Annotated in this window: 26 protein-coding genes; 16 read left to right on the forward strand and 10 right to left on the reverse strand. The window is 69.1% G+C overall.

Translation table 11 applies throughout. From position 1 onward, the window contains the following. Positions 1 to 70: 70 nt before the first annotated feature. The 4 genes from ACYVGI_RS16935 to ACYVGI_RS16950 are packed head-to-tail and all read left to right on the forward strand — an operon-like array spanning position 71 to position 3520. Entirely contained in the window at positions 71 to 1033 is a 963-nt protein-coding gene (locus ACYVGI_RS16935; protein WP_460633757.1) for an ABC transporter permease, read from the forward strand. Continuing rightward, the gene (locus tag ACYVGI_RS16940) at positions 1030 to 1920 is read left to right on the forward strand and encodes an ABC transporter permease (RefSeq protein ID WP_460633758.1); all 891 of its coding nucleotides are present in this window, start codon (positions 1030 to 1032) and stop codon (positions 1918 to 1920) included. The genes ACYVGI_RS16935 and ACYVGI_RS16940 overlap by 4 nt, the downstream gene beginning before the upstream one ends. Next, positions 1917 to 2759 (forward strand): ATP-binding cassette domain-containing protein, encoded by an 843-nt coding sequence (locus ACYVGI_RS16945; RefSeq protein WP_460633759.1) that lies wholly within the window; start codon positions 1917 to 1919, stop codon positions 2757 to 2759. Before ACYVGI_RS16940 ends, ACYVGI_RS16945 begins: the two co-directional genes overlap by 4 nt. Further along, a complete protein-coding gene (locus ACYVGI_RS16950; protein ID WP_460633760.1) occupies positions 2756 to 3520 on the forward strand; it encodes an ABC transporter ATP-binding protein in 765 nt (254 codons plus the stop codon). The genes ACYVGI_RS16945 and ACYVGI_RS16950 overlap by 4 nt, the downstream gene beginning before the upstream one ends. A gap of 94 nt (positions 3521 to 3614) precedes the next feature. Here ACYVGI_RS16950 and ACYVGI_RS16955 read toward each other — a convergent pair whose 3' ends face one another. From ACYVGI_RS16955 to aroA, 4 genes are all read right to left on the reverse strand, one after another. Continuing rightward, the gene (locus tag ACYVGI_RS16955; protein WP_460633761.1) at positions 3615 to 4238 is read right to left on the reverse strand and encodes an acetate uptake transporter; all 624 of its coding nucleotides are present in this window, start codon (positions 4236 to 4238) and stop codon (positions 3615 to 3617) included. Positions 4239 to 4327: 89 nt separating this feature from the next. Then, positions 4328 to 4801: a thioredoxin-dependent thiol peroxidase gene (gene bcp, locus ACYVGI_RS16960; protein ID WP_460633762.1), complete on the reverse strand. Its 474-nt coding sequence runs from the start codon at positions 4799 to 4801 to the stop codon at positions 4328 to 4330. A gap of 33 nt (positions 4802 to 4834) precedes the next feature. After that, on the reverse strand, positions 4835 to 5893 hold the full coding sequence (gene rsgA, locus ACYVGI_RS16965) for a ribosome small subunit-dependent GTPase A (protein WP_460633763.1): 1059 nt from the start codon (positions 5891 to 5893) through the stop codon (positions 4835 to 4837). A 13-nt stretch (positions 5894 to 5906) separates the two neighbouring features. Then, positions 5907 to 7274, reverse strand: coding sequence for a 3-phosphoshikimate 1-carboxyvinyltransferase (gene aroA, locus ACYVGI_RS16970; RefSeq protein ID WP_460633764.1), 1368 nt, complete (start codon positions 7272 to 7274; stop codon positions 5907 to 5909). A 114-nt stretch (positions 7275 to 7388) separates the two neighbouring features. On the opposite strand from aroA, the gene ACYVGI_RS16975 reads away from it, so the two are divergent. Both ACYVGI_RS16975 and ACYVGI_RS16980 read left to right on the forward strand, forming a co-directional pair. Beyond that, the gene (locus ACYVGI_RS16975) at positions 7389 to 7982 is read left to right on the forward strand and encodes a sigma-70 family RNA polymerase sigma factor (RefSeq protein WP_157480102.1); all 594 of its coding nucleotides are present in this window, start codon (positions 7389 to 7391) and stop codon (positions 7980 to 7982) included. Next, positions 7979 to 8221, forward strand: a complete 243-nt coding sequence (locus ACYVGI_RS16980; RefSeq protein ID WP_055890975.1) for a zf-HC2 domain-containing protein — start codon at positions 7979 to 7981, stop codon at positions 8219 to 8221. The genes ACYVGI_RS16975 and ACYVGI_RS16980 overlap by 4 nt, the downstream gene beginning before the upstream one ends. A gap of 44 nt (positions 8222 to 8265) precedes the next feature. On the opposite strand, the gene ACYVGI_RS16985 is transcribed toward ACYVGI_RS16980, so the two are convergent. Both ACYVGI_RS16985 and ACYVGI_RS16990 read right to left on the reverse strand, forming a co-directional pair. Then, a complete protein-coding gene (locus ACYVGI_RS16985; protein ID WP_460633765.1) occupies positions 8266 to 9039 on the reverse strand; it encodes a VOC family protein in 774 nt (257 codons plus the stop codon). 85 nt (positions 9040 to 9124) lie between these two features. Then, entirely contained in the window at positions 9125 to 12976 is a 3852-nt protein-coding gene (locus tag ACYVGI_RS16990; protein WP_460633766.1) for a multifunctional oxoglutarate decarboxylase/oxoglutarate dehydrogenase thiamine pyrophosphate-binding subunit/dihydrolipoyllysine-residue succinyltransferase subunit, read from the reverse strand. A 136-nt stretch (positions 12977 to 13112) separates the two neighbouring features. Between ACYVGI_RS16990 and guaB1 the strand changes: the two genes are divergently transcribed. Beyond that, the gene (gene guaB1, locus ACYVGI_RS16995) at positions 13113 to 14552 is read left to right on the forward strand and encodes a GMP reductase (RefSeq protein ID WP_460633767.1); all 1440 of its coding nucleotides are present in this window, start codon (positions 13113 to 13115) and stop codon (positions 14550 to 14552) included. Positions 14553 to 14575: 23 nt separating this feature from the next. Here the strand turns inward: guaB1 and ACYVGI_RS17000 are convergent, their stop codons facing one another. Then, positions 14576 to 14977: a hypothetical protein gene (locus ACYVGI_RS17000; RefSeq protein ID WP_460633768.1), complete on the reverse strand. Its 402-nt coding sequence runs from the start codon at positions 14975 to 14977 to the stop codon at positions 14576 to 14578. Positions 14978 to 15246: 269 nt separating this feature from the next. On the opposite strand from ACYVGI_RS17000, the gene ACYVGI_RS17005 reads away from it, so the two are divergent. The 5 genes from ACYVGI_RS17005 (at position 15247) to ACYVGI_RS17025 (ending at position 19806) form a co-directional block, all read left to right on the forward strand. Then, positions 15247 to 16572: a hemolysin family protein gene (locus ACYVGI_RS17005; protein WP_460633816.1), complete on the forward strand. Its 1326-nt coding sequence runs from the start codon at positions 15247 to 15249 to the stop codon at positions 16570 to 16572. After that, a complete protein-coding gene (locus tag ACYVGI_RS17010) occupies positions 16565 to 17602 on the forward strand; it encodes a hemolysin family protein (RefSeq protein ID WP_460633769.1) in 1038 nt (345 codons plus the stop codon). Before ACYVGI_RS17005 ends, ACYVGI_RS17010 begins: the two co-directional genes overlap by 8 nt. 80 nt (positions 17603 to 17682) lie before the next feature. Continuing rightward, positions 17683 to 18060, forward strand: a complete 378-nt coding sequence (locus ACYVGI_RS17015; RefSeq protein WP_460633770.1) for a VOC family protein — start codon at positions 17683 to 17685, stop codon at positions 18058 to 18060. 24 nt (positions 18061 to 18084) lie between these two features. Beyond that, positions 18085 to 18882, forward strand: coding sequence for a hypothetical protein (locus tag ACYVGI_RS17020; RefSeq protein WP_460633771.1), 798 nt, complete (start codon positions 18085 to 18087; stop codon positions 18880 to 18882). A 153-nt stretch (positions 18883 to 19035) separates the two neighbouring features. Beyond that, the gene (locus ACYVGI_RS17025; RefSeq protein WP_460633772.1) at positions 19036 to 19806 is read left to right on the forward strand and encodes a dienelactone hydrolase family protein; all 771 of its coding nucleotides are present in this window, start codon (positions 19036 to 19038) and stop codon (positions 19804 to 19806) included. Positions 19807 to 19929: 123 nt separating this feature from the next. Here the strand turns inward: ACYVGI_RS17025 and ACYVGI_RS17030 are convergent, their stop codons facing one another. Next, positions 19930 to 21015: an NADH:flavin oxidoreductase/NADH oxidase gene (locus ACYVGI_RS17030; RefSeq protein WP_460633773.1), complete on the reverse strand. Its 1086-nt coding sequence runs from the start codon at positions 21013 to 21015 to the stop codon at positions 19930 to 19932. Positions 21016 to 21022: 7 nt separating this feature from the next. Further along, positions 21023 to 21640 carry an HAD family hydrolase gene (locus ACYVGI_RS17035; RefSeq protein ID WP_460633774.1) on the reverse strand — a complete coding sequence of 206 codons (618 nt, stop codon included), beginning with the start codon at positions 21638 to 21640 and terminating at the stop codon, positions 21023 to 21025. 72 nt (positions 21641 to 21712) lie between these two features. Between ACYVGI_RS17035 and ACYVGI_RS17040 the strand changes: the two genes are divergently transcribed. Continuing rightward, on the forward strand, positions 21713 to 22585 hold the full coding sequence (locus ACYVGI_RS17040; protein ID WP_460633817.1) for an ADP-dependent NAD(P)H-hydrate dehydratase: 873 nt from the start codon (positions 21713 to 21715) through the stop codon (positions 22583 to 22585). A gap of 4 nt (positions 22586 to 22589) precedes the next feature. Here ACYVGI_RS17040 and ACYVGI_RS17045 read toward each other — a convergent pair whose 3' ends face one another. Then, complete coding sequence (locus ACYVGI_RS17045; RefSeq protein ID WP_460633818.1) at positions 22590 to 23288, reverse strand: YceI family protein; 699 nt, start codon at positions 23286 to 23288, stop codon at positions 22590 to 22592. Positions 23289 to 23418: 130 nt separating this feature from the next. Here ACYVGI_RS17045 and ACYVGI_RS17050 point away from each other — a divergent pair, with 130 nt between their 5' ends. Genes ACYVGI_RS17050 through ACYVGI_RS17060 form a run of 3 tightly spaced genes read left to right on the forward strand, consistent with a single transcriptional unit; the run spans position 23419 to position 25382 of the window. Beyond that, positions 23419 to 24747 (forward strand): hypothetical protein, encoded by a 1329-nt coding sequence (locus ACYVGI_RS17050; RefSeq protein ID WP_460633775.1) that lies wholly within the window; start codon positions 23419 to 23421, stop codon positions 24745 to 24747. A 40-nt stretch (positions 24748 to 24787) separates the two neighbouring features. Beyond that, positions 24788 to 25096, forward strand: a complete 309-nt coding sequence (locus ACYVGI_RS17055) for a thiamine-binding protein (RefSeq protein WP_460633776.1) — start codon at positions 24788 to 24790, stop codon at positions 25094 to 25096. 4 nt (positions 25097 to 25100) lie between these two features. Further along, positions 25101 to 25382 (forward strand): hypothetical protein, encoded by a 282-nt coding sequence (locus ACYVGI_RS17060; protein ID WP_460633777.1) that lies wholly within the window; start codon positions 25101 to 25103, stop codon positions 25380 to 25382.

Here is a 25382-nt window from a genome sequence, read left to right on the forward strand (position 1 = left end):
GGGCGAGTCATCCACAGGATGCTCGGGGGGCCGTTCACCGGCTCCCCGAGCATTTACTCTTGAGAACGTCATGGCCGTCTATCTTCTGCGTCGCTTCGCCTTCCTGGTGGTGTCGTTGCTGCTCGCCATGGTGGTGCTGTTCCTCCTGCTGAGGGTGCTGCCTGGCGACCCGTCGAACGCGCTGCTGTCCGTCAACGCCACCCCGGAGCAGATCAAGGCCGCGCAGGAGCAGGTCGGCAGCGACCAGCCGCTGCTGCAGCAGTTCGTCTCCTGGTTCGGGCAGATGCTCACGTTGAATCTGGGGGCGTCGTTCATCACGTCGCTTCCTGTCGGCCCGGAGATCGCTTCGCGGCTCGCGGTGACCATCCCGCTCACCCTCATCTCGTTCGTGATCGCGCTGGCGCTCGCGCTCGTGATCGGGTTCGTCGCCGCGTGGAAGTCGAACACGTGGTACGGCATCGCGCTGTCCGCCATCTCGCAGCTCGGGATCGCCGTGCCCGTGTTCTGGGTCGGCATCCTGCTGGTCAGCGCGTTCTCGATCAACCTCCGCTGGTTCCCCTCCGGAGGATTTCCCCGCGACGACTGGGCAGACCCGGCCGCCGCCCTCACCTCGCTCGCGCTTCCCGTGATCACGATCGCGGTCGTGATGAGCGCATCCATCGCCCGGTACGTGCGCAGCGCGACCCTGGATGTGATCGGCAGCGACTACCTGCGCAACTCGCGTGCGCTCGGCTCCAGCTTCGGGCAGGCGATGTGGCGGCACGGTCTGCGCAACGGCGCGGTGCCGGTCATCTCCATCCTCGGCATCGAGCTGGCGACCACCTTCCTCGGAGCGGTGGTGGTGGAGAGCGTCTTCACGCTGCCCGGCCTCGGGAGCATGTTGCTGCGCGCCATCCAGCAGCACGACTACCCGAACATCCAGGGCATCCTGTTCGTCAGCACCCTCGCCGTGCTGCTGATCGGCTTCGCTGCCGACCTGGTGCAGCGCCTCGTCGACCCGCGACTGCGGCTGAGCATTTCGGGCAACCGATGAGCGCGATCGTGGACCAGGCGGCCGGGCACGCCGGCGCGGGCGGACAGGAGGCGCAGGCGCCGGAGCGCGCCCGTCGCCGCCGCTCGGTGACGCTCACCATCGGAGTCGTGCTGGTCGTGCTCGTCGTTCTCGTGGCCGTTGTCTCGTTCTTCTGGCTGCCGTTCGCGCCGAGCGACACCTCGGGAGGACGACTCGAGCATCCGGATGCGACGCACTGGCTCGGCACGGACAAGCTCGGCCGCGACCTCACGACGCAGCTCATGATCGGTGCGCGGATAGCGCTCGCGGTCGGTATCGGCTCCGTCGCCATCGGAGCGCTGATCGGCATCACGCTCGGTCTGCTGGCGGCGTTCGCCACCACCTGGCTGGACGACACGATCTCGGCGGCGCTCGACATCCTCATCGCGTTCCCGACGCTGCTGCTCGCGATGCTCATCGTCGCCGCGCAGGGAGCATCCCTCGGCACGGCGATCCTCGCGATCGGCCTCGCCATGTCCGCGGTCGTCGCCAGGCTCACCAGAGTGCTGGCGAAGCGCGTGCTCTCGCAGCAGTACGTCACAGCGGCGCGCACGTCCGGCACGAGCTGGCTCGGCGTGGTCGGCAAGCACATCCTGCCCAACATCTGGCCGACGCTCGGTGTGAACCTCGCTCTCCAGTTCGGCGTCGCCGTGCTGGCGGAGGCGAGCCTGTCGTACCTCGGCCTCGGCGCTCCGCCGCCGAACGCGTCGTGGGGGCGGCTGCTGCAGGAGGCGCAGGGCACCGTCGCGACCGCTCCGGTGGGGGCGATCGCCCCCGGCGTCGCGCTCGTGATCCTGGTGATCGGCGTGAATCTCGTGGCAGACGGTCTCCGCGATGTCGCAGACCCGACGAGGAGGCGATCGCGATGAGCGCGGACAAGAAGGCTGCAGCAGCGAAGATCGCACAAGCGAAGACCGCGCCGCTGCTGGAGGTCAGGGAGCTCGGCGTCACGTCGGCAACGGGCACTCCGCTGGTGCGGGATGTGTCGTTCAGCATCGCGGCGGGGGAGCGGCTCAGCCTCATCGGAGAGTCGGGCTCCGGCAAGTCCCTCACGTCGTTCGCGGTGACCGGCCTCCTTCCGGCCGGCCTCGTCGCATCCGGGAGTGCCGTGCTCGACGGCGTCGAGGTCGTCGGGGCGAAGGAGCGCGACCTGGTCGCGCTGCGCGGACGCGTCGCCTCCGTCGTCTTCCAAGAGCCGCTGACGGCGCTCGACCCCCTGATGCGCCTCGGCAAACAGGTCGCAGAGCCACTGCGGCGTCACCTCGGACTGCGCGGCGACGCCCTCAAGCGGGCGGTGTTGGACGCCCTCGCCGAGGTGCGGCTGCCGGAGCCGGAACGGATCGCCAGGGCGTACCCGCACGAGATCTCTGGTGGGCAGCGTCAGCGCGTCGCCATCGCCGCCGCGCTCGCCTGCGCTCCGCAGCTCCTCATCGCCGACGAGCCGACCACGGCGCTCGACGTGACGGTGCAGGCGGAGATCCTCTCCCTCATCGACGCGCTCGTCTCCGAGCGCGATATGGCGCTGCTGTTCGTCAGCCACGACCTCGCCGTGGTCTCCCGGATGACGGAGCGCGCCCTCGTCCTCCGTGCGGGGCGCGTCGTCGAGTCCGGAACCATCGAGAAACTGCTCGCGGCCCCCAGCGACCCGTACACGGTCGAACTCGTCGCGAGCGCACGCGAGCTCGACCGAGCCCTGGAGGTGTCGTGAGCGCCATCCTGGAGCTTCGTGAGGCCGGTTTCCGCTACCGTCGCGCATCCGCTGCCGCCCTGGAGGGTGTGTCGCTGGCTGTCGAGCCGGGACGCAACGTCGGCCTGGTGGGGGAGTCCGGCGCCGGCAAGACAACCGCGCTGTCGATCCTGCTCGGCCTGAGCAGCCCGACCAGCGGCGAGCTGCTGTTCGACGGCGTTCGGCTCGACCGGCGCGACCGGGCCAGGATGCGCGAGTTCCGCCGCAGCGTGCAGACGGTGTTCCAAGATCCGTACTCGTCGCTCGACCCCCGGCAGAGCGTCGGGCGCATCATCGCCGAGCCGCTGACGAGCCTCCGGGTGGCCTCCGGTCAGGATGCGCGCGACAGGGTGGCCGAGGCGCTGGCAGCGGTCGGGCTTCCGGCGGAGGCGGCCGGCCGGTACCCGCACGAGTTCTCCGGCGGTCAGCGGCAGCGCATCGCCATCGCGCGCGCCGTCGTCTCCCGGCCGAGGGTGCTGCTCGCCGACGAGCCGGTGAGCGCGCTCGACGTGACCACACGCATCCAGATCATCGACCTGCTCGCCGAGTTGAGCGGGCGCGACGGTATGACGGTGGTGATGGTGTCGCACGACCTCGGCGTCGTCGCCTCGCTGTGCGAGCAGACCGTGGTGCTCCGCGGCGGCAGGGTGGTCGAGCAGGGGGAGACCCGCTCTGTGCTCGGCGATCCTCAGGACGCGTACACGCAGCGGCTGCTCGCATCGGTGCCGCGACTGCCGGCCTGAGACGGCGAACAGCAGCCCGGCTGAGGGGACACCGGCCGCCGCGCGTGCGACGCGCCACACGGGGCACGCGAGCGACGGCCGGAGCAGTGGGACGCTAGGCGCGCGGCCAGACGGGAAGGACCTCGCGTTTCCAGGTGGCGTTGGTGACGCCTGCCCACGCCGTATAGAGGGCCGTCAGGCCGGTCGCGAGGCCGAGCCAGCCGCCGAGCCTGGTCGATGCCTCCGCCTCCGCCAGATCGCCGATCGCGAGAAGGGCGAACGTGACGGTGAGCAGCACGAACACCGCGAGCGTCGCCCCGTTGGTCTTCACCGCCGCCACGGTCATCATGGCGGTGAACAACGTCCAGCCGAGCAGGTAGGCGCCGACCCCGGCCGTTCCCGCCCTCTCCGCGAACTCCGGGTTGGTCTGCAGCCACCAGAACGACAGCCAGAAGGCGCCGTACGCGGTGAAAGCCGTCGCGCCGAACGTGTTGCCGCGCGCAAACTCCCACAGGCCGGCGGCAGCCTGGGTCAGTCCGCCGAAGAACAGGGCCATACTCACCGCCGTCGCCCCGGCCTCCGGGAGGATCCCCGCGTTGGCGAGACTCAGCAGAAGCGTCGTGAGCGCGAACGCGGCGAGCCCGAGCGGTCCTGGATCGGCGATGGACGGCCCGCTTGGCGGTGCGGCAGGCGTTGAGACGGAAGCGGGGGCTGTTGTCGGCTCGGCGACGGCGTTCATGGGGACACTCCTTCGTGCGGGATGCGGCGATCGAGGCACCGCATCCCGACCTTAGAGTTTGGGATCAGGAATTGTAAATATATGCGAACTCAGTCGACGCCGAGCTTCTTGCGCAGCATGGCGACGTGTCCGGTGGCCTTCACGTTGTAGAGCGGAAGGCGCACGCTGCCGTCCGGGTCGACGACGAAGGTCGAGCGGATGACCCCGGTGACCGTCTTGCCGTAGAGCTTCTTCTCTCCGTATGCGCCGTACGCCTGGTGCACGGCGAGGTCCTCGTCGCTCAGCAGCGGGAAGTTGAGGCCCTCCTGCTCCTGGAACTGCTTGTTCTTCGCCGGGGCGTCCTTGGAGACGCCGATGACCTGGTAGCCGGATGACGCCAGGGAGTTCAGGTTGTCGCGGAAGTCGCACGCCTCCTTTGTGCACCCCGGCGTCATGGCAGCCGGGTAGAAGTACACGATCACGTTCTTGCCCGCGTAGTCGCCGAGCGAGACGGCAGCGCCGTCCTGGTCTTTCAGGGTGAACGCCGGGGCGGAGTCGCCCGATTCGAGTCGCACATCAGTCATGCACTCATTCTGACGCACGAGTGCGCCCCGCGCTCAGGCGAATGTGGCAAGCAGCCGCTGCAGCGAGTCCAGCCGTGCGCGCCCAGCGTCGCCGAGCGTCCCGGACTCGACAGCCTCGACGATCGCGCAGTCCGGCGCGTCAGGGAGGTGCGTGCATCCGCGGGGGCAATCCTCCGCCAGCTCTGCGAGGTCGGTGAACGACTTGAGGATGCTGTCGGTGTTGATATGCCCGAGCCCGAACGAGCGGACGCCGGGGGTGTCGATGACCCAGCCGTGGCCCTCGGCGTTCTCGACCCGCAGCGAGACCGTCGACGACGACGTGTGCCTGCCTCGGCCCGTCACCACATTGACGTGGCCTGTCGCCCGGAAGGCGCCTGGCACGATCTCGTTCACCAGCGTCGACTTGCCCACGCCGGAGTGCCCGACCACCACGGTGTCGTGACCGACGAGCGCGGCCTTGATCGCATCGACCGGGATGTGGTCCTCGCGGCTCGTGAACACCGGGAGGTCGAGCCCGGCGAAGTTCTCCAGGAACGGGCCGGGGTCGGCGAGGTCGATCTTCGTCACGCACAGCATCGGCGCGATTCCGGCGTCGTACGCGGCGACCAGGTAGCGGTCGACCAGGCGGGTGCGCGGCTCGGGGTTCGCAGCGGCCACCACGATCAGCATCTGGTCGGCGTTGGCGACGATCACCCGCTCCACCTCGTCGGTGTCGTCCGCGCTCCTGCGCAGGAGCGTGGCGCGCGGCTCGATGCGCACGATCCGGCCGAGTGTGCCGTCCTCGCCTGTGGTGTCGCCGACGATGGCCACCCGGTCGCCCGTCACGATGGCCTGCTTGCGCAGCTCGCTGGCGCGGGCCGCCGTCATCTGCCGTTCGTCAGCGGTGTCCTCGTCGAGGAGCACGGTGTACCTGCCGCGGTCGACGCCGAGCACCCTGGCGATCTGCGCATCCCCGTGCTCCGGCCTGGTCTTGGTGCGCGGCCGGTTGCCCTTCGGGTTGGGGCGGCTCCGGATGCTCGACTCGTCGAACTCGGAGTACGCCTCGTCATCGTCGTCGCCGTCGTCCCACCACGACCCGGTCTGCTCCGTCACGCTGCGTTCTCCGTCACGCTGGGGCGGTGCCTTCCTCGACCAGGCGAGCCCAGAGCTGCGTGAACTGGGGGAGCGTCTTGGCGGTCGTCGCGACGTTCTCGATCTCGACGCCGGGAACGACCAGGCCGATGATCGCGCCGGCCGTCGCCATCCTGTGGTCTTCGTAGCTGCGCCACACCCCGCCGGTGAGCGGCCGGGGCTCGATCCGCAGCCCGTCCTCGAGCTCGGTGACCGCGCCGCCGAGGCCGTTGATCTCCGCGACGAGGGCGGCGAGCCGATCGGTCTCGTGGTGACGGATGTGCCCGATGCCGGTGATCTCACTCTGGCCGTCCGCGAGGGCGGCGATGGCCACCAGCGCCGGTGCGAGCTCGCCGCCTGTCGTCAGGTCCAGCTCTACGCCGGGGATGCTCTCGCCTCCCGTGACGGTGAGCCGGTCGCCGTCGCGGGTGACCGTCGCACCGAACAGGGGGAGCAGCTCGGCCAGGTCGGCGCCGACCTGCGTCGTGCGCTCCGGCCAGCCGGTGAAGGTGACCGAGCCACCCGTCACCACGGCCGCCGCCAGGAACGGCGCAGCGTTGGAGAGGTCGGGCTCGATGTCGACATCCCGCGCCGCGATGGCGCCGGGGGAGACGATCCAGCGACCCACCTCCGGCGATTCGACCGTGACGCCGCGCGCCGCGAGGGTGTCGATGGTCATCTCGATGTGCGGCAGGCTCGGGAGGCGCTCGCCGGAGTGCCGGAGGTCGAGGCCGTCCTCGAAGCGGCTCGCGGAAAGCAGCAGCGCGCTGACGAACTGACTGGACGACGACGCGTCGATGGTGATCGCGCCGCCGCGCACGGTGCCCGTGCCGTGGACCGTGAACGGCAGGGAGCCCCTGCCGTCGTCATTGACGTCGACGCCGAGGTCGCGCAGCGAGGAGATGATGGACGACATCGGGCGTCCGCGCGCCGAGTCGTCCGCGTCGAACATCGTCGGCCCGAGCGCGAGACCGGCGATCGGCGGCACGAACCGCATGACCGTCCCCGCCTGACCGCACTCGATGGTGGTGCTGCCGAGCAGCTCCTCCGCCGGTGTCACGAGGAGGTCGTCGCCGAACTCGCTCGCGCCCTTCTTCGCCTCGATGCTCACTCCGAGGGCACGCAGCGCCTCGACCATGTTCTCGCTGTCGCGCGAGTGAAGCGGCGCGCGCAGCAGCGACGGGCCGTCTGCCAGGGCGGAGAGCACCAGCTCGCGGGCTGTCAGAGACTTCGAGCCCGGCAACGACACGGATGCGGTCAGCGGGCCCGCCGCGACGGGCGCAGGCCACAGTGTGTTCGGCTCGTCGGCGCGGTTGTCGCCGTACGGATCGAACTCGGGCGCGGAATATTTCGAGATCAGCATCGTTGTCAAGGGTATCCGCGTTTTCGATCGAAGGAAGGAAAGTCTGTGACCCTCACGAGCACTGTCCTCGACTCTCCGCGCGCGCGCACACGTGCGGAACTAGACTTGCCCGTGATGACCACCGCAACTGACGACCTCGGTCCGCTCTTCGAAGAGCAGGCGCTGCAGTATATGGACCAGCTATACGCAGCGGCTCTCCGCATGACCAGAAACCCCGCCGACGCGCAGGATCTGGTGCAGGAGACCTTCGTCAAGGCGTACGCGGCGTTCAACCAGTTCCAGCAGGGCACCAACCTGAAGGCCTGGCTGTACCGCATCCTCACGAACACCTTCATCAACACGTACCGCAAGAAGCAGCGCGAGCCGTACCAGGGCACCATCGACGAGCTCGAGGACTGGCAGCTCGGCGGTGCGGAGTCGACCACCGCGTCCTCGAGCCGTTCGGCAGAGGCCGAGGCGATCGACCACCTGCCGGACAGCGCGGTCAAAGACGCGCTGCAGGCCATCCCGGAGGACTTCCGGATGGCTGTGTACTTCGCTGATGTCGAAGGGTTCTCCTACCAGGAGATCGCCGACATCATGAAGACCCCGATCGGCACCGTGATGAGCCGCCTCCACCGCGGCCGCCGGATGCTGAGGGAGCTTCTCACCGACTACGCGCACGAGCGGGGACTGTCCGCCGTGCAGACACCCAGGAGCACGAAATGACCGACTGCGGCTGCGACAAGGCCAAGCAAGACCTCGAGGAATACCTGCGCAACGAACTCTGCAGCGAAGATGCCGCAGACATCCGCGAGCACCTCGCCACCTGCAATGGATGCGCGGACGAAGCGCACCTGAGCGTCGTGCTCACCGAGGTGGTGCAGAGGGCGTGCAAGGAGACGGCACCGGAGACGCTCCGCGCCGAGGTGCTGCTGCGCATCCGGGGTTTCCAGGCGACGCACTGACCGGACGATCGCGCCGCTTCTGCGCGCCCTGCTGACAGAACGCGCTACGGCTGCTGCACCTGGTGCAGCAGGAACAGGCCGCCCAGCGGGTCGTTGACCTGCGCGAAGCGGCCGAACTCGCTGTCCCACGGGTCGCGGATCACGGTGCCGCCGAGCTCCACGACGCGGGCACAGGACTCTTCGGCGTCTGCGACCCCGAAGTACACCACCCAGTGCGACGGGACTCCCTCCGGCAGCATCTTGTCGGCGTCGTACACGCCGCCGGCCGGTGCGCCGTCCGGCCCGAACGTGGAGTAGCGGAAGTCGGCGGTGTCTCCGAGCACCTGCGTCTGCCAGTTGAACACCTTCGTGTAGAACTCCACCTGCGCCGCGAAGCTGCGCGCGTACAACTCGTGCCAGGCCGGGCCGCCGACGTCCGCCGTCAGCCCGAATCCGCGGTGCGCGCCAGGCTCCCAGAGGCCGATCACGGCTCCGCCGGGATCGGCCACGACGGCCATCCTGCCCTGATCGCCGACCGTCATCGCCGGGGCGTACACCTGCGCTCCGGCGTCCGTGGCGGCCTTCTCCGACGCATCCACGTCTTCGACCAACAGGTAGGTGAGCCAACTGTCGGGCTTCTCGTCGCCCATGACGGCGCCGAGGCCTGCGACGGCGTGGCCGTCCCTGCGGAAGGTGATGTACCCGCCGTACTCCCCGCCGCCCTCATCGGCCGTCCAGCCGAACAGCGAGGTGTAGAAGTCACGGGCTCGCGGAACGTCAGAGCTCGCGTAGTCGACCCAGCAGGGCTCTCCGAGGCGGTGGGTGGTCACGACTGTCATGACGTCACCATACGCGCGGCCGCAGCAAACGGCGAGGGGCGTCTCGCGCTGACGCGAGACGCCCCTCAACAGGCAGTGGATGCGGTTACAGCGTGAGCGCGCGCTGGATGAGAATGCTCTGCTCCTGCGCGTGACGCTTGGCCGACCCGGCCGCCGGCGACGCCGAAGCGGCGCGCGAGATGACGCCGAGCGGGCGCGGGCCCAGCTTGGAGGTCTCGAGGATCATGTACGGCCAGGCGCCCTGGTTCTCCGGCTCGTCCTGCACCCACACCAGTTCGGCGTTGGGGTAGGAGTCGACGACCGCCTTGAGCTCCTCGGCGGGCAGCGGGTAGTACTGCTCGACGCGGACCAGCGCGATCTCCGGGTTGGGGTTCTTCTGGAGCTCGTTGAGCAGGTCGTAGTAGAGCTTTCCCGCCATCAGCAGCACGCGCTTGACGGCACCCTTGTCGCTGATCCGTGCGTCGTCGATCACCGGCTCGAACTTGCCCTGGGTGAAGTCGCTGACATCGCTGGACGCTCCGCGCAGTCGCAGCATCGCCTTCGGGGTGAAGACGACGAGCGGGCGGCGCGGACGGGCGTATGCCTGGCGGCGCAGCAGGTGGAAGTACGATGCGGGGGTCGACGGGCGCGCGACAGTCATGTTGTTCTCTGCGCACAACTGCAGGTAGCGCTCGATGCGGGCGCTGGAGTGGTCGGGTCCCTGACCCTCGTAGCCGTGCGGGAGCAGCAGGACGAGCGACGAGCGCTGGCCCCACTTCTGTTCGGCGGACGACACGAACTCGTCGATGATCGTCTGGGCGCCGTTGGCGAAGTCGCCGAACTGCGCCTCCCACAGCACCAGTGCATCCGGGCGCTCGACCGAGTACCCGTACTCGAAGCCCATGGCCGCGTACTCGCTGAGCAGCGAATCGTAGATCCAGAACTTGGCCTGGTTGTCGCTGAGGTTCGCCAGCGGCAGCCATTCCTGACCGTTGGTGCGGTCGTGGAACACGGCGTGACGCTGCACGAAGGTGCCGCGCCTGGTGTCCTGGCCCGCCATGCGCACCGGGGTGCCCTCCAGCAGGAGGGACCCGAGGGCGAGGAGCTCGCCGAAGCCCCAGTCGATGCCGCCGCTGCGGCTCATCTCGCCGCGCTTGGTGAGGAGCTGCTGCAGCTTGGGGTGCACGCTGAACCCGGCGGGCGGGTTGTTGAACGCGTCGCCGATGAGCTGGATGACCTGCTCGCTGACTGCGGTGCTCTCCGGCTCGCCGACATTGTCGTCCTGCTGGGCGGCGGGAAGCTCGAGGTCCGCGACGGCACCGTCTCCGGTGACGACGGGAACCGAGTTGGTCTGCGCGGCGTGCGTCTCCATGAAGGCGCGCTCCAGGCGGTCCTGGAAGTCGCGGTGCGCCTGCTCGTACTCTTCTTCCGTGATGTCGCCGCGGCCGACGAGGGCCTCGGTGTACAGGCGGCGGACGGAGCGCTTGGCCTCGATGAGGTTGTACATCAGCGGCTGCGTCATCGAGGGGTCGTCTCCCTCGTTGTGACCGCGGCGGCGGTAGCAGATGAGGTCGATGACGACATCGCGCTTGAACTCCTGGCGGTACTCGAACGCGAGCTGGGCCACGCGCACGACGGCCTCAGGGTCGTCGCCGTTCACGTGGAAGATCGGCGCCTGGATGGTTTTGGCGACGTCCGTCGAGTACACCGACGAGCGGGACTCGGTGGGCGGCGTCGTGAAGCCGACCTGGTTGTTGATGTTCACGTGGATGGTGCCGCCCGTGCGGTATGCCCGCAACTGCGACATCTGCAGCGTCTCGACCACGATGCCCTGTCCGGCCATCGCGGCGTCGCCGTGGATGAGGACCGGCAGCGTGAGGAACGTCATCGGGGGGCGGCGGTCCTGCTTGGCGCGGACGATGCCCTCCATGACGCCGTCGACGGCCTCCAGGTGCGAGGGGTTCGCCGCGAGGTAGACCGGGATCTCCTCACCGTTGGCGCCGCGGAAGGTGCCCTCGGTGCCGAGGTGGTACTTGACGTCGCCGGAACCCTGCACGGTGCGCGGGTCCTGCGTTCCCTCGAACTCGCGGAAGATCTGACCGTACGTCTTGCCGGCGATGTTGGTGAGGACGTTGAGACGGCCGCGGTGCGCCATGCCGATGGCGACCTCGTCGAGGTTCTCCTTCGCTGCTCCCTCGAGGATCGCATCCAGGAGGGCGATGGTTGACTCGCCGCCTTCGAGGCTGAATCGCTTCTGGCCGACGTACTTGGTCTGCAGGAAGGTCTCGAACGCCTCTGCTTCGTTCAGTTTGCCGAGGATGCGGAGCTGCTCGTCGTGCGACGGCTTCTCGTAGCCGCGCTCGACCTTGTTCTGGATCCACTTGCGCTGGGCAGGGTCCTGGATGTGCATGTACTCGATGCCCACCGTGCGGCAGTACGAGTCGCGCAGGACGCCCAGGATGTCGCGGAGCAGCATCTTGCGCTTGTCGCCGCCGAACTGGCCGGTGACGAACTCGCGGTCGAGGTCCCAGAAGGTGAGGCCGTGGCTGGCGATGTCGAGGTCCGGGTGCGTGCGCTGCACGTACTCGAGCGGGTCGATGTCGGCCATCAGGTGGCCGCGAACGCGGAACGCGTTGATGAGCTCCTGCACGCGGGCCGTCTTGTCGACGGCGCTCGCGAGGTCGACGCTGATGTCCGGAGCCCAGCGGATGGGCTCGTACGGGATGCGCAGCGCGGCGAAGATGTCTTCGTAGAAGTTGCGCTTGCCGATCAGCATCTCGTGCACGATCTTCAGGAACTCGCCCGAGCCTGCGCCCTGGATGACGCGGTGGTCGTACGTGCTGGTGAGCGTGATCGTCTTGCCGATCGCGAGACCGGCGAGCGTCTTCTCGCTCGACCCCTGGAACTCGGCGGGGTACTCGAGAGCACCGGCGCCGATGATCGCGCCCTGGCCCTTCATCAGGCGAGGCACGGAGTGCACGGTGCCGATGCCGCCCGGGTTCGTGAGCGAGATGGTCGTGCCGGCGAAGTCGCCTGCGCCCAGCTTGTTGTTGCGGGCGCGCATGACCAGGTCTTCGTATGCGGCGAGGTACTCGCCGAAGCCCATCGTGTCAGCGCGCTTGATGCTCGGCACGAGGAGGGCGCGGGTGCCGTCCGGCTTCGGCAGGTCGATCGCGATGCCGAGGTTGACGTGTGCGGGGGCGACGACCGACGGCTTGCCGTCGACCTCGTCGTAGAACACGTTCTGGCTCGGGAACTCCTTGAGCGCCTGGATGAGCGCCCAGCCGATGAGGTGCGTGAAGGAGACCTTGCCGCCGCGCGCACGCTTGAGGTGGTTGTTGATGACGATGCGGTTGTCGATCATCAGCTTGGCCGGGATGGTGCGGACGCTCGTGGCGGTGGGGACCGTGAGCGACGCATCCATGTTGGTGGCGAGCGTCTTCGACATGCCGCGGAGCGGCGTGACCTTGTCCTGCGGCTCAGGCGTGCCGTCTTCTGCGAGGACCGCCTGCGGGGCTGTCACAGGGGCGTCGGCGGGGACCGGCTGCGGCTTCGGTGCGATCGAGGTGGTGCGGGCGACGGGCTGCGCGCCGATCACCGGGATGGGGGCGGTGACGGGGTGAGCGTCGCCCGCGGGGGTCGACGGCTCTGCCGGAGTGGGAGCGTTCGGCTCCGTCGGGCTCGGGGCGGTCGGCTCTGCCGGGGTGGGAACGGTGGGTTCGGCCGGGGTGGGGGCCGGGGTCTCGCTGGGGGCGGGGGTGGAGGCCTGGGCTGCGGAGGCCTGACCGTCGTCCTTCACGGTCGGCTGGTAGCTCTCGAGGATCGGCCACCATGACTTGTCGACCGAATTCTTGTCGACGATGAACTGTTCGTACAGCTCGTCGACGAGCCACTCATTGGCTCCGAATTCGCCCGACGATCCGTCGTCGGTTCCCACACCTGTCAGTTGGCTCGACACAGCCGCTCGCCCACTCTCTCCATTGATTTTTGTTGCACAGGCAGCACGGTCACCGCCCGTTTCCATCCAGTCGTCAAGCCTAATCCCTTCCAGCAGCGGGTGCGGGCGTTCACCGTGGGGGGATACCGTTATTCCCATGCAGTTCTATGGAACGACCCCGCGCCACGATCTCACCTACTCCGATGTGTTCCTGGTGCCGTCGAGATCCAATGTCACCAGCCGCCTCGACGTGTCGCTCGCGCCGGAAGACGGAACGGGCGCGACCATCCCGATCGTGTCCGCCAACATGAACTCGGTGACGGGCAAACGCCTCGCAGCCACGCTCGCCCGCCGCGGCGGTCTCGGCGTCCTGCCGCAGGACATGCACCTGCAAGACCTGGACGACGCGATCCGCTGGGTCAAGGAGCAGCCGGTCGCCTTCGACACCCCGTACTCCGCGTCGCCGGAGGAGACGGTCGCCGACGCGCTGCGCAGGGTGCCGGCGGTCGAGGGCCACGGCATCGTCATCCACGGGGCGGACGGCGCATACCTCGGCTGCCTCGCCGCGACACAGCTCGGCTCCGCCCTGCCGGATGCGCGCCTCGGCGACCTCCTGCACGGCGCGCTCACCTCGCTCGACGCTGAGGACCTGCCGGACGGCCGCGCCGCCTTCGACGTGATGAGCGCGGCAGGACTCGAGTTCGCCCCCGTGCTCGACCACGGCCGCGTCGTCGGAACCCTCAGCAGGAAGAGCGCGATGCGCTCCACCATCTACCAGCCGGCGCTCGACGCGCACGGCAGGCTGCGCGTCGCCGCGGCGGTCGGCATCAACGGCGATGTCGCGAGCAAGGCCAAGGCGCTCGCCGCGGCCGGGGTGGACGTGCTTGTCATCGACACGGCGCACGGCGACCAGGACGGGATGCGGCGCGCCATCCACACGGTCAAGGGGCTCGGCCTCGGGCTTCCGATCGTGGCAGGCAACGTCGTCACAGAGCAGGCCGTTCGCGACCTCGTCGCCGCCGGCGCCGACATCCTCAAGGTGGGCGTCGGGCCTGGCGCGATGTGCACCACCCGCATGATGACCGCTGTCGGCCGCCCGCAGTTCTCCGCCGTGCTCGAAACGTCGCAGGCGGCGAAGGAGCTCGGCGCCCACGTCTGGGCGGACGGGGGCGTCCGCTACCCGCGCGACGTCGCTCTCGCGCTCGCCGCAGGTGGGGCGTCCGTCATGATCGGCTCCTGGTTCGCCGGGACGATCGAGGCGCCCGGCCTGCTCGACAGGGATGCGAACGGCGCACTATTCAAGGAGAGCTGGGGGATGGCGAGCACCAAGGCTGTCAAGGGGCGCTTCGAACGCCTGGACGCGTACGAGCTCGCCAGGAAGACGCTCTTCGCGGAGGGCATCTCCAGCTCGCGCATCTACCTCGATCCGCAGCGGCCGTCCGTCGAAGACCTGCTCGACATGATCACGACGGGCGTGCGCAGCTCGTTCACCTACGCGGGTGCGCGTTCGGTGGCGGAGTTCCACGATCGCGCACTGGTGGGCATCCAGTCGGCCGCGGGCTACGAGGAGGGCAAGGCGCTGCCGGTCTCCTGGTAGATCGGCTCAGCCGTTGTTCTGACTCAGCCGTTGTTCTGGGTCTGACCGCCGGTTCCGCCGTTCTGCGTCTGTCCGCCGTTCTGTCCGCCGTTCTGGCCGAAACCGTTCCCGTTGCCGCCGAACTGGCGTGGCTGGAAGTTCTGCCCCGTGCCGATGCCAACGCGTCCGTGGTCGACGGCGTTCGCCGTGAAGAAGCCGGCGAAGAACACCACGACGAGCACCGCGACCGCGCCGACGATCACCGCGGTGTTCTGAGCCCAGCGCGGCCAGCGGTGCAGGACGTATCCACCCGGCGCCGGTGCCGCGGCTGCCGATGGATGCGTGTACGGCTGCTGGTACGGCTGCTGCTGCTGCGGCGGCACGGGAGGGCCTGGCTGCCAGGGCTGTCCGTTCGGGGCTCCGTATTCCGGGCTGGTGGAGGTCATCGCGCTGTCCTTCTCTTCGTGCTGGGTGAGCGATGCGAGTGTGAACCCCGGCCCTCGGCGACCGCTATGAACGGATTACGGACTTGCTGGGAGTGCCGCCGACGTGCGAGCGCACACACCCTTTTCCCGGAAACCTCGCCGGTATACTGAGCGGGAAATGGACGACCCTCCTTCTGCTAGCCCATTCGCCCTGGCGAGTTCCACGACCTCGCCGCTCACCCGCGGTCTGAGACCGGAGCGGGGTGACCACCGTGCTCTATGAGTGGATCATGCTCGGCGTCGGCCTGCTGCTGACCATCGGGACCGGCCTCTTCGTCGCGAGCGAGTTCGCGCTGGTCAACCTCGACCGCGGAGACCTCGAAGCGCGCCGCGAGCGAGGCGAGTCCCGGCTGACGATGACCATCGCGGCGCTGAAGATCACCTCGACGCACCTGTCCAGCGCGCAACTCGGCATCACGCTCACCACGCTGCTCACCGGGTACACGATGGAGCCCGCGATCAGCACGCTCCTGAACGGCCCGCTGACCTCGATCGGGATCCCGGAAGGCGTCGTCGCCCCGATCGCGACGACCGTCGCCATCGTGGTCGCCACCCTGCTGTCGATGATCCTCGGCGAGCTGGTGCCGAAGAACTTCGCGCTGGCGCTCCCGCTGGCCACCGCCAAGCTCGTCATCCCGTTTCAGACGGTGTTCACAGCGATCTTCCGGCCGTTCATCGTCGTGCTCAACGGCACGGCGAACGGCGTGCTCCGGATGCTCGGGGTGGAGCCGAAGGAGGAGCTGTCCGGCGCACGCACGGCAGAGGAGCTGTCGTCTCTCGTGCGGCGTTCCGCCAGTGCCGGTCTGCTCGAAGCGGACACGGCGACCCTGCTGAGCCGCACGCTCGCGTTCTCCAATCACACGGCGTCCGACGTGATGACGCCGCGACCGCGCATCGCGACCGTGCAGCGCAGCGCGCCGGCGCAGGCCGTGCTCGACCTCGCCAGGTCGACCGGATACTCGCGCTTCCCCGTCGTCGACGACGACATCGACGATGTTGTCGGCTTCGTCCACGTGAAGCAGGCCGTCGCCGTTCCCCGGCCGCGCAGAGCGAAGGTTCCTGTCTCGGCGCTGCAGACGGATGCGCTGCGTGTGCCGGAGACGATGAACCTCGACACGCTGCTCGGCGAGCTCCGTGGTCGCGGATACCAGATGGCCGTCGTCGTGGACGAGTACGGCGGCACCTCCGGCATCGCCACCCTGGAAGACCTGGTCGAGGAGATCGTCGGAGAGGTGGCGGACGAGCACGACCGCACCCGCGCCGGAGTCGTCCGCGGCAGGGACTCGCTGACCTTCCCCGGCATCCTGCGACCGGACGAACTCGTCGAGCGCGCAGGCGTGACGGTGCCGGAGGACGGCCCGTACGAGACGGTCGCCGGCTTCGTGATGAACGAGCTCGGCCGTCTGCCGAAGGTGGGCGACGAGGTGCTGATCGACGGCGGGACGCTGCGGGTCGAGCGGCTGGAGGGGCGACGGGTGGACCGCATCCGGTACACGCCGGATCCCGTGCTGCCCGGCTCTGTGCTCCCCGGCGAGGAGGTGAACGGCCATGAGTGATTGGGCCGGAATCGCCTGGCTGGTGGTGCTGCTGCTGGTCAACGCGTTCTTCGTCGGCGCGGAATTCGCCGTCATCTCCGCGCGCAGGTCGCAGATCGAGCCGCTCGCCGAGCGAGGCAAGCGGAGCGCCAAGACGGCGCTGTACGCGATGGAGCACGCGACGCTGATGCTGGCGACCACCCAGCTCGGCATCACCGTCTGCTCGCTGCTGATCCTGAACGTCTCCGAGCCTGCGATCCACCACCTGCTCGAGGTGCCGCTGCACGCGACGGGATGGTCGGACGACGTCATCGGGACGGTCGCGTTCATCGTGACCCTCGTGCTCGTGTCGTTCCTGCACGTCGTCTTCGGCGAGATGGTGCCGAAGAACATCTCGTTCTCGATGCCGGACAAGGCCGCGCTGCTCCTTGCGCCGCCGCTGGTCGCCATCGGCCGCGTCGTGAAGCCGATCATCGTCGCCCTCAACGCCACGGCGAACAGCGTGCTGCGCCTGTTCCGGGTGGAGCCGAAGGACGAGGCCGCGAGCACGTTCACGCTCGAAGAGGTGGCGAACATCGTCAACCAGTCGACCAGGGAGGGCGTGCTCACCGACCGCACGGGCGCGTTGACCGCCGCGTTCGAGTTCACCGAGAAGAAGGTGCGCGACGTCGCCCTCGGCCTCGACAAGCTCGTGTCGCTTCCCGCCCAGCCGACACCGGCCGACGTGGAGAAGGCCGTGTCGAAGAACGGCTTCTCCCGCTACGTGGTCCTGGACGAGTCCGGCGAGCCGACCGGCTATCTGCACCTCAAGGACGTGCTCGACCTGGAGGAGACGGGCTTCGAACTGCCGGTGCCTGCCAAGCGCATCCGGAGACTGGTGACAGTGTTCGCGGAGAGCGACCTGGAGGACGCCCTGGCGACCATGCGCCGCTCGGGAAGCCACCTGGCGCGCGTCGTGGATGCGGAGGGCCGTACGGTCGGCGTGCTCTTCCTGGAGGACATCATCGAGGAGCTCGTCGGCGAGGTGCAGGACGCCACGAGGCGTTCGTGAGTCGTAGAACCCCGGTTCTTCTTCTGCGCCTCCGCTCCGACGAGTAGCGTGAAGCTCAGGAGCGGAGGAGAGGAACACTCATGTTGGAGTCGTTGGTGACGTACTCCGTCCTTCCTGCTTCGGACCTGCAGCGTGCCGTGGACTGGTTCCGCGACAAGCTCGAGCTCGAACCGGAGGAGACGGGCGAAGGGACAGCCGTGTACGGCACGGGAACCGATGCCAAGATCCAGATCTACGAGACCGGGAACGCCGGCACGGCGCAGAACACCGCGATGGGGTGGATGGTCGACGACATCGAGGCCGCGGTGGAGCATCTCCGCGGGCGTGGTGTCGTGTTCGAGGAGTACGACTTCCCCGGACTGAAGACCGAGAACGGCATCGCGACCAGCCCGACCGACAGGGCGGCGTGGTTCACAGACAGCGAAGGGAACATCCTCTGTATCTCGCAGCACACCTGAACGACCAGAACATCGACCGAGCGCGTGCGCCCCGCTGAGGCGCAGCCGCCGGGCGACGACGTCCTGAGGGCGTTCGGCGTCTCGGGGACGCCGGTAGTGCTCCCTGGCGGCCGGGGACTGACCTGGCGCGCGGGCCACGTGGTCCTGCGCCCGGCGGAGCCGTCGGCGGAGACGGAGTGGAAGTCGGGCGTGCTGGCGGGGCTCGCCGAATCGGACGGGTTCACCGTCCCTCGACCGCTCCGCGACGACAGCGGCCAGTGGATGCGCGACGGCTGGGAAGCCCTCGACTGGGTACCGGGAGCGGCAAACCCCACTCGGGTCGCGGACGTGGTGCGCGCCGGCCTGGCCTTCCAGCGTGCCGTGGCCGCGCATCCGGAGCCGTCGTTCATCTCGGAGACGGATCACGCGTGGGCCAGAGCGGACCGTGTGGCGTGGGGCGAGGAGGCGGCGCCGGACGATCCGCTGATCGCCGCCCTGACGGCGGAGTTCCGGCCGGTGGATGCGCCGAGTCAGGTCATCCACGCCGATCTGCTCGGGAACGTCCTGTTCGCCGATGGCCGCCCGCCCGCGGTGATCGACTGGGCGCCGTACTGGCGGCCGGCGGGCCTGGCCGCCGCGATCGCCGTGGCGGACGCGGCCTGCTGGCACGGCCATCCCGTCGAGAACCTGGGCGAGGACTACGGAATCGCGTCATGGCGGCAGTTGCTGCTGCGCGCTCTGGTGTTCCGGATGGCCACGCTGCACCTGCTCGGACTGTGGGACGACGAACACGCGCGTCGGCACGCGCCCGTGGTGCGCGCCGCGATCGCGCTCGACCGATAGCGGCCGCCGCTGCTAGTCTCGTCGGAGACCGGACGAGCGAAAGAGGAGGTGGTACCCGTGAACGAATCGACGTGGGTGCTCCTTCCTGGGGTCACGGTCGGGCGATAGGTCGTCCGGGAGCGCCCTTCAGGAGCACTCTCGAAAGGCACGACCATGCACCTTCAATTCACCTCTGAACAGCGTCTCGACGGCAACAGCGACAGCGGCAGCGCTGTCGGAAGCGCCGTCCTCGAACGCTCGTTCACCCTGGGGAACATCCCCGGCGTTCTCTGGACGCCCGCCGCCGCCTCCGTCTCGGCCCCCGTGCCGCTGATCCTGCTTGGCCACCCTGGCGGCCTCGGCATGATGCGCTCCCGCCTGGCCGGGCGGGCGAGGAGCGCCGCAGCCAGTGGCTTCGCCTCGGCCACCATCGAGCTGCCGGGCAGCGGCGACCGGCCGCGATCGGCGGACGCCGAACAGGCCAGAGCCGACCTGCACAGGGCACTCGCCGCCGGAGAGCCCGTGGACGAGATCGTCGACCGGCTGGTCCTCCCGCTGGTCGAGCTGGCCGTGCCGGAGTGGCAGGCGACACTGGATGCGCTGCTCGGGCTGCCGCAGATCGGCGGCCCCGTCGGTTTCTCCGGGGGAGTGACCGCCATCGCCATCAAGCTGGCGGCCGTCGACCAGAGGATCGCGGCGGCCGGTCTCTTCGCGGGCAGTTACGTTCCGCGCGCCATGTTCGACGACGCCAGGCGGCTCACGATCCCCCTGCACGTGCTGCTGCAGTGGGACGACGAGGGCAACGACCGCCAGCTCGCCCTCGACCTGTTCGACGCCTTCGGCTCCACGGAGAAGACGCTGCAGGCGAATCTCGGCGGCCACCGAGGCGTGCCATCGTACGCAGGAGACGACGCCGCCCGGTTCTTCGAGCGCCACCTCCGGTGAGCAGGCGCCGCGGCGGTGCGCACGCGCCGCCGCGGCTTCCACCTGCACCGCTGCGCTGCCTGCGCCGCTGCGCTACCTGCGCCGCTGCGCTACCTGCGCCGCTGCGCTACCTGCGCCGCTGCGCTATCTGCGCCATTGGGCACGGAGGTACTGCGGCGGCCAGAAGTCGACGTCGTAGCCGAGCTCGTGCGCGGCCCGCAGGGGGAAGTGCGGGTCGCGCAGCAGCTCGCGCGCCAGCATCACGGCGTCGGCCCGGCCGCTCTCCACGATGTCCGCCGCCTGCTCCGGCGTGGTGATGAGCCCGACCGCACTCACCTCCACCTCGGCCGACGAGCGGACGTGCGCGGCGAACGGCACCTGATAGCCCGGCTCCAACGGGATGCGGATGCCGCTCTGGATGCCACCGCTGGAGATGTCGAAGAAGTCGGCTCCCGCATCCTGCGCCCACCCGGCGACGGTGGCAGTCTGCTGCTCGTCCCAGCCGCCCGGCGTCCAGTCGCTGCCGGAGAACCGAACGAACAGCGGCACATTGTCGCCGACCTCCGCGCGGACCGACTCCACGATGCGCAGGAGTAGACGGGCCCTGTTCTCCAGGCTGCCGCCGTATTCGTCCGTGCGCCGGTTGGCGATGGGGGAGAGGAACTGGTGCAGGAGGTACCCGTGGGCTGCGTGCAGTTCGAGCACCTGGAAGCCGGCGTCGACGGCGCGGCGCGCTGCCGATCGGAAGTCGTCGACGATCGCGTCGATGCCCGCCGGGTAGAGCTCGGCAGGAACGGCCAGGTCTCCGAACGCGACCGGCGACGGCGCGACGGTCGGCCAGCCGCCCTCGCCGGGAGGGACACTGCCCGTGCGGTCCTCGTAGCCCCAGGCCGGCCAGCTCGACGCCTTGCGTCCCGCGTGGCCGAGCTGCATCCCGGGCACGGCGCCCTGCTCCGCGATGAACGCGGTGATCGGCTTCCAGGTGTCGCGCTGCTCGTCGTTCCAAATGCCCGTGTCCCGCGGGGAGATGCGCGCCTCGGGGCTCACCGCGGTCGCCTCGGTGAACACAATGCCGCTGCCGCCGGCGGCGAACGAGCCCAGGTGGACGAGATGCCACGGCTGGGGCACACCGGATTCGTCGATGACGGAGTACTGGCACATCGGAGAAGTCCAGATGCGGTTGCGGGCCGTCACGCCGCGCAGGGTCAGAGGGTCGAAGAGTGTTGCCATGCTGGTTCTAAGCCGCCAATGCTTCGAGATATGCCCGTAGATCGGACGCGGAGGTGAAGACGTGTCCCGCGATGCCGAGGGCTTCGGCCCCGCGCACATTGATCTCCTTGTTGTCGATGAAGACCATCTGGGCCGGCCCGACGCCGAGCTCGCGCATCACGTGCTCGAAGATGTCGGCGCTCGGCTTGATGGTGCCGAGCTCGCCGCTGACGAACACCTGCTCGAACAGATCGCCCAGGGTGCCGTGACGGAAGTACGAGCCGAAGTCGCGCCCGGCGTTGGAGAGCAGTGCCATGCGCGTGCCACCGTCGTGCAGGTCGACCAGCACATCCAGCGTGTCGTGGTCGATGCTCAGCCAGCTTCGGAAATCGGCCAGCCAGAGCCGGTGGATCTTCGCATCCCCCCACTGCTCGCCCAGCTCGCGCTCGATGCCCCTCCAATACTGCTGGATGCTCATCGTGCCCTGATCGAGCGCGTCGCGATGCCGCCAGTATGCGGGCCAGAACACGTCGGCGTCCCCGCCGGCCAGACCGGCGAGATGCTCGCGATCCGCCTCGGACGGCGTGGTCGAGATGACCTCGCCGTAGTCGAACACGATGACCTTGCCCGGGATGCTGATACCCATGAAACCGACCTCTTTCCTCGCCTATGAACCTATCGTGGAGTGAGCGAGCGCTCGGTGGCGGACGGAGGAACAGTGGACAACTGGCAGAGCTGGGGAGCTGTGGAGAGTGAGCGCTGGATCGCCGTGCCAGGCACGGCCAGCGATAAGTACACGCGCGGGGTGCTCGGCGTGGTCACCGGCTCCGACCTCTACCCCGGCGCGGCCGTCCTCGGCGTCGAGGCGGCGGCGCGCACCGGGCTCGGGATGATCAGATACCTCGGCGCGAAGGGTGCGGCGGAAGAGGTCCTGCGCAGACGACCGGAGGCGGTCACGGCGCCCGGCAGAGTGCAGGCGTGGCTCATCGGCTCCGGCATGGATGCGACCCAGCGGCCTGCCGACGACGCACACCGCCTTCACACGGCGCTCGCCGACGGAGTTCCCGTCGTCGTCGACGCGGGCGCGCTCGACCTCGTCGGCCGCGCCACCGGCCCCGTCGTCATCACCCCGCACTTCCGCGAGCTCGCCGGGGTCATTGCCGGGGCAGCCGACGACGACCCGGATGCGGTCACCGCAGCCGACATCGCCTCCGACCCTGCGGCCTGGGCGGCGCGCGCGAGCGACAGCCTCGGTGTGACCGTGCTGCTCAAGGGGCACACCACCTATGTCGCTGCGCCGGGCGGAGCGCGCTACGCGGTGACGGCCGGGCCGGCCTGGCTGGCCACCGCGGGCAGCGGCGATGTGCTGGGCGGCGTGCTCGGCGCCCTCGTCGCCACGCACGCCGATGAGATCGCGGACGCACCGGCATCCACTCTCGCCGCGCTGGCTGCCACGGCGGCGTACCTGCACGGCAGGGCGGGCGAGCTGGCGTCCAGGGGAGGGCCGATCGTCGCGCTGGACATCGCCGACGCGCTCCCGGATGCGGTCAGGGAAATGCTCGCGAATCGCCAGGACACGAACGGGGACTGAGGGGTCAGCCCTTCTGCAGGTTCAGCAGGAACTCGACGGACCCGGTCTTCTCCACCGTCACGAAGCCGAGGCTCGGAGCCTCGACGCCGAAGTCGGAGAACGTGATCGGGATGCTCCCCGTCAGCTTCCCCCCATTGCCGTTCAGCGCCACCTGGAGATCGGCCGTCACGGTCTTGGTGACCCCGTGCAGCGTGAGTTCGCCTGTCGCCTTCAAGGATTGGACCGCGCCGGACGCCGGGGTCCCTTCCGCCGTGACCGGCTCGGTGAGCGTGAACGTGGCCTCCGGGAAGGTGCCGGTCTGCAAGGCCGTCGAGCGGAAGTAGCTGTCGCGCGCGGGTTCGTCGGTGGCGATGCTCGCCACATCCACTGTCACTTTCGCGGCAGTCAGGGTGAGGCCGTCCACCGTGAGGTCTCCTGTCACCTTCTCCGTGCGGCCGGTGACCGTCACATCCACGCCGTTCAGGACCTCCTTGACGCGGTATCCTGCGAACGACGAATCGCCGACCGACCACGCGCCGCTCAGATCGGACGTGTCGATGGTGGTCTTCGCATCCGGATCGGCGGTGAGCGCGATCGTCGGGACGGCCGCCGGAGGGCCGGAGATCAGGTCGCGGTAGACGTACGGGCCAGCGATGGCCGCCGCGACGCCGAGCACGACGACTCCGGCAGCGACGCCGATCCAGACTTTCGACGAGGTCTTCAACGGTGACATGTCATCGAGATTAGGGAGTGGGCATGTCCTCTTCCTGAGAGAGTCCGATGGGGTGCCTGGGCGGTCGGCGGTGCGCCCCACCGTTCATCTCCCGGCCTGCACTGCCCGCTACGATGACCGCATGGGGATCGAGGCAGCACAGGCTCCGGCTCCGGCGTCCCCGAGCGCGGTCCGCCGTGTCGCAGCCAGCCCGCTGAGCCTCTGGATCGCCTTCCTGGTCGTGCACCTCGTGCTCGGCTGGCTCGCCCTCTACGGCGACGGGATGGGTCTCGGTGACGTATTCCTGGTCTACAAGCCGTGGGCGCAACTGGCGGCCCAGGGCACCTCCATCGTCGGCGTGCAGGCGGACTGGGTGTACCCGTTCGCCGCTCTGGTGCCGATCATGCTTCCCCTGCTCTTCGGCGCGGACAACTACACGGGCGGCTGGCTCACCCTGGTGCTGCTGCTCGACGCCGCAGCGTTCGCCGTGCTGATCGGCGGTAGGGAGCGTCGCCGCATCGCCGCAGCGTGGTGGTGGCTCGCGTTCCTGCTGCTGCTCGGCCCGATCGCGGTCGGCAGGCTCGACGCCGTCTCCGTCTCGCTCGCCATCGTCGGAATGCTCTGGCTGATGCTGCACGAGCGTGCGGCCGTCGTCACACTCACCGTCGCCACCTGGATCAAGGTGTGGCCGGCGGCGCTCATCGTCGCGGCGGTCATCGCGCTGCGCAGCCGGTGGCGCATCCTGGTCGCGGGCGCCGTGACCAGCCTCGTGATCGTCATCGTCCCGCTCATCTTCGGTGCAGGGATGCACGTGTTCAGCTTCATCACCGCTCAGACCGGTCGCGGGCTGCAGATCGAGGCGCCGGTCAGCACCATCTGGATGTGGCAGGCCGCCCTCCACGTGCCGGATGCGGTCGTGTACTACGACAGGGACATCCTCACGTTCCAGGTGACAGGCGCAGGCAGCGTCACGGCGGCCGCGCTGATGAACCCTCTGCTCGCCGTGTGCGCCGTCGTCGTCGCGCTGATCGGGGTGCGGGCAGTGCGCAGGGGGACGCGGGTGACGCGCATCCTGCCGGAACTGTCGCTCGCGCTCGTCAGCGCGTTCATCGCGTTCAACAAGGTCGGCTCGCCGCAGTACGTTGCGTGGCTGGCCGTGCCGGTGGTGATCGGGCTGGTCTACCAGGGGCGCGGATTCCGCATCCCGGCCATCCTGGTCAGCGTCACGGCGGCGCTCACGCAGCTCATCTATCCCTACCTCTACGGCTGGCTGCTTGCCGTGGACACCGGGATGGTCGCTGTGCTGACGGTGCGCAACCTGCTGTACTTCGTGGTGCTCGGCTGGGCGATCTGGGCGCTGTGGCGTGGCCCTCGCGGAACCGCGGCGGACACGGATGCGCTGCCGGAGCACGCGTGGCCGTTCCGTGCTCCGAAAGAGGAGCCCTCCGTCAGCCCGGTGGCTAGGCTGTAGGTGCGGTCGGAGCTCATCGCGGCCGCGCAGAGGAGGAAACATGCTGGTCGCGTTCTCTGTCGCACCGAGTGGGGGAGAAGGTGCGGACGCCTCTGTCCACGACGCCGTCGCCGCCGCGGTGCGGATCGTGCGGGAATCCGGACTGCCGAACCACACGGATGCGATGTTCACCACCATCGAGGGCGACTGGGACGAGGTCTTCGACGTCGTCAAACGCGCGACGGAGGCGGTCGGCGCGTTCGGCTCCAGGGTCTCGCTCGTGCTGAAAGCGGACATCCGGCCCGGGCACACCGGTGAGCTGGCCGGCAAGGTCGAGCGGCTCGAAGCCGCCCTGGACCGCGGGGTCTGAGACCGTGACGGCGTCGGACTGGGTCCTGCCGATCTTCGTGGCGTTCGTGCTGTACTGGCCGGTGTTCGCCGTCGTCGCGATCCTGATTCTCGGCCCTCTGCTCGGGTTCGTGATCGTGGGCGTGATCGGGGCGATCCGCGCCGGTGTCTCCGGGCACGGCGACGACGAGGCGAGCGAGTCCGCCGAGCCCGATGTCTCCGACGACCTGTTCACCGAGCTCGAACGGCTGGGTGACCGCGACGACCTGGTGCGGGGCAGCGTGGCCGGTCGAAACGATTCGATATAG

The organism is Leifsonia lichenia (genome assembly GCF_054780215.1).

What these genes read in the sequence shown, in the direction of transcription:
- ACYVGI_RS17015 (WP_460633770.1), top strand. Translation starts at nt 17,683, where the DNA reads ATGTTGGAGTCGTTGGTGACGTACTCCGTCCTTCCTGCTTCGGACCTG.
- ACYVGI_RS17050 (WP_460633775.1), top strand. Translation starts at nt 23,419, where the DNA reads ATGGGGATCGAGGCAGCACAGGCTCCGGCTCCGGCGTCCCCGAGCGCG.
- ACYVGI_RS17035 (WP_460633774.1), bottom strand. Translation starts at nt 21,640, where the DNA reads ATGGGTATCAGCATCCCGGGCAAGGTCATCGTGTTCGACTACGGCGAG.
- ACYVGI_RS17055 (WP_460633776.1), top strand. Translation starts at nt 24,788, where the DNA reads ATGCTGGTCGCGTTCTCTGTCGCACCGAGTGGGGGAGAAGGTGCGGAC.
- ACYVGI_RS16955 (WP_460633761.1), bottom strand. Translation starts at nt 4,238, where the DNA reads ATGAACGCCGTCGCCGAGCCGACAACAGCCCCCGCTTCCGTCTCAACG.
- ACYVGI_RS17005 (WP_460633816.1), top strand. Translation starts at nt 15,247, where the DNA reads ATGCTCGGCGTCGGCCTGCTGCTGACCATCGGGACCGGCCTCTTCGTC.
- bcp (WP_460633762.1), bottom strand. Translation starts at nt 4,801, where the DNA reads ATGACTGATGTGCGACTCGAATCGGGCGACTCCGCCCCGGCGTTCACC.
- ACYVGI_RS16935 (WP_460633757.1), top strand. Translation starts at nt 71, where the DNA reads ATGGCCGTCTATCTTCTGCGTCGCTTCGCCTTCCTGGTGGTGTCGTTG.
- aroA (WP_460633764.1), bottom strand. Translation starts at nt 7,274, where the DNA reads ATGCTGATCTCGAAATATTCCGCGCCCGAGTTCGATCCGTACGGCGAC.
- ACYVGI_RS17025 (WP_460633772.1), top strand. Translation starts at nt 19,036, where the DNA reads ATGCACCTTCAATTCACCTCTGAACAGCGTCTCGACGGCAACAGCGAC.
- guaB1 (WP_460633767.1), top strand. Translation starts at nt 13,113, where the DNA reads ATGCAGTTCTATGGAACGACCCCGCGCCACGATCTCACCTACTCCGAT.
- ACYVGI_RS16980 (WP_055890975.1), top strand. Translation starts at nt 7,979, where the DNA reads ATGACCGACTGCGGCTGCGACAAGGCCAAGCAAGACCTCGAGGAATAC.
- ACYVGI_RS16945 (WP_460633759.1), top strand. Translation starts at nt 1,917, where the DNA reads ATGAGCGCGGACAAGAAGGCTGCAGCAGCGAAGATCGCACAAGCGAAG.
- ACYVGI_RS16985 (WP_460633765.1), bottom strand. Translation starts at nt 9,039, where the DNA reads ATGACAGTCGTGACCACCCACCGCCTCGGAGAGCCCTGCTGGGTCGAC.
- ACYVGI_RS17000 (WP_460633768.1), bottom strand. Translation starts at nt 14,977, where the DNA reads ATGACCTCCACCAGCCCGGAATACGGAGCCCCGAACGGACAGCCCTGG.
- ACYVGI_RS17030 (WP_460633773.1), bottom strand. Translation starts at nt 21,015, where the DNA reads ATGGCAACACTCTTCGACCCTCTGACCCTGCGCGGCGTGACGGCCCGC.
- ACYVGI_RS17010 (WP_460633769.1), top strand. Translation starts at nt 16,565, where the DNA reads ATGAGTGATTGGGCCGGAATCGCCTGGCTGGTGGTGCTGCTGCTGGTC.
- ACYVGI_RS16975 (WP_157480102.1), top strand. Translation starts at nt 7,389, where the DNA reads ATGACCACCGCAACTGACGACCTCGGTCCGCTCTTCGAAGAGCAGGCG.
- ACYVGI_RS16940 (WP_460633758.1), top strand. Translation starts at nt 1,030, where the DNA reads ATGAGCGCGATCGTGGACCAGGCGGCCGGGCACGCCGGCGCGGGCGGA.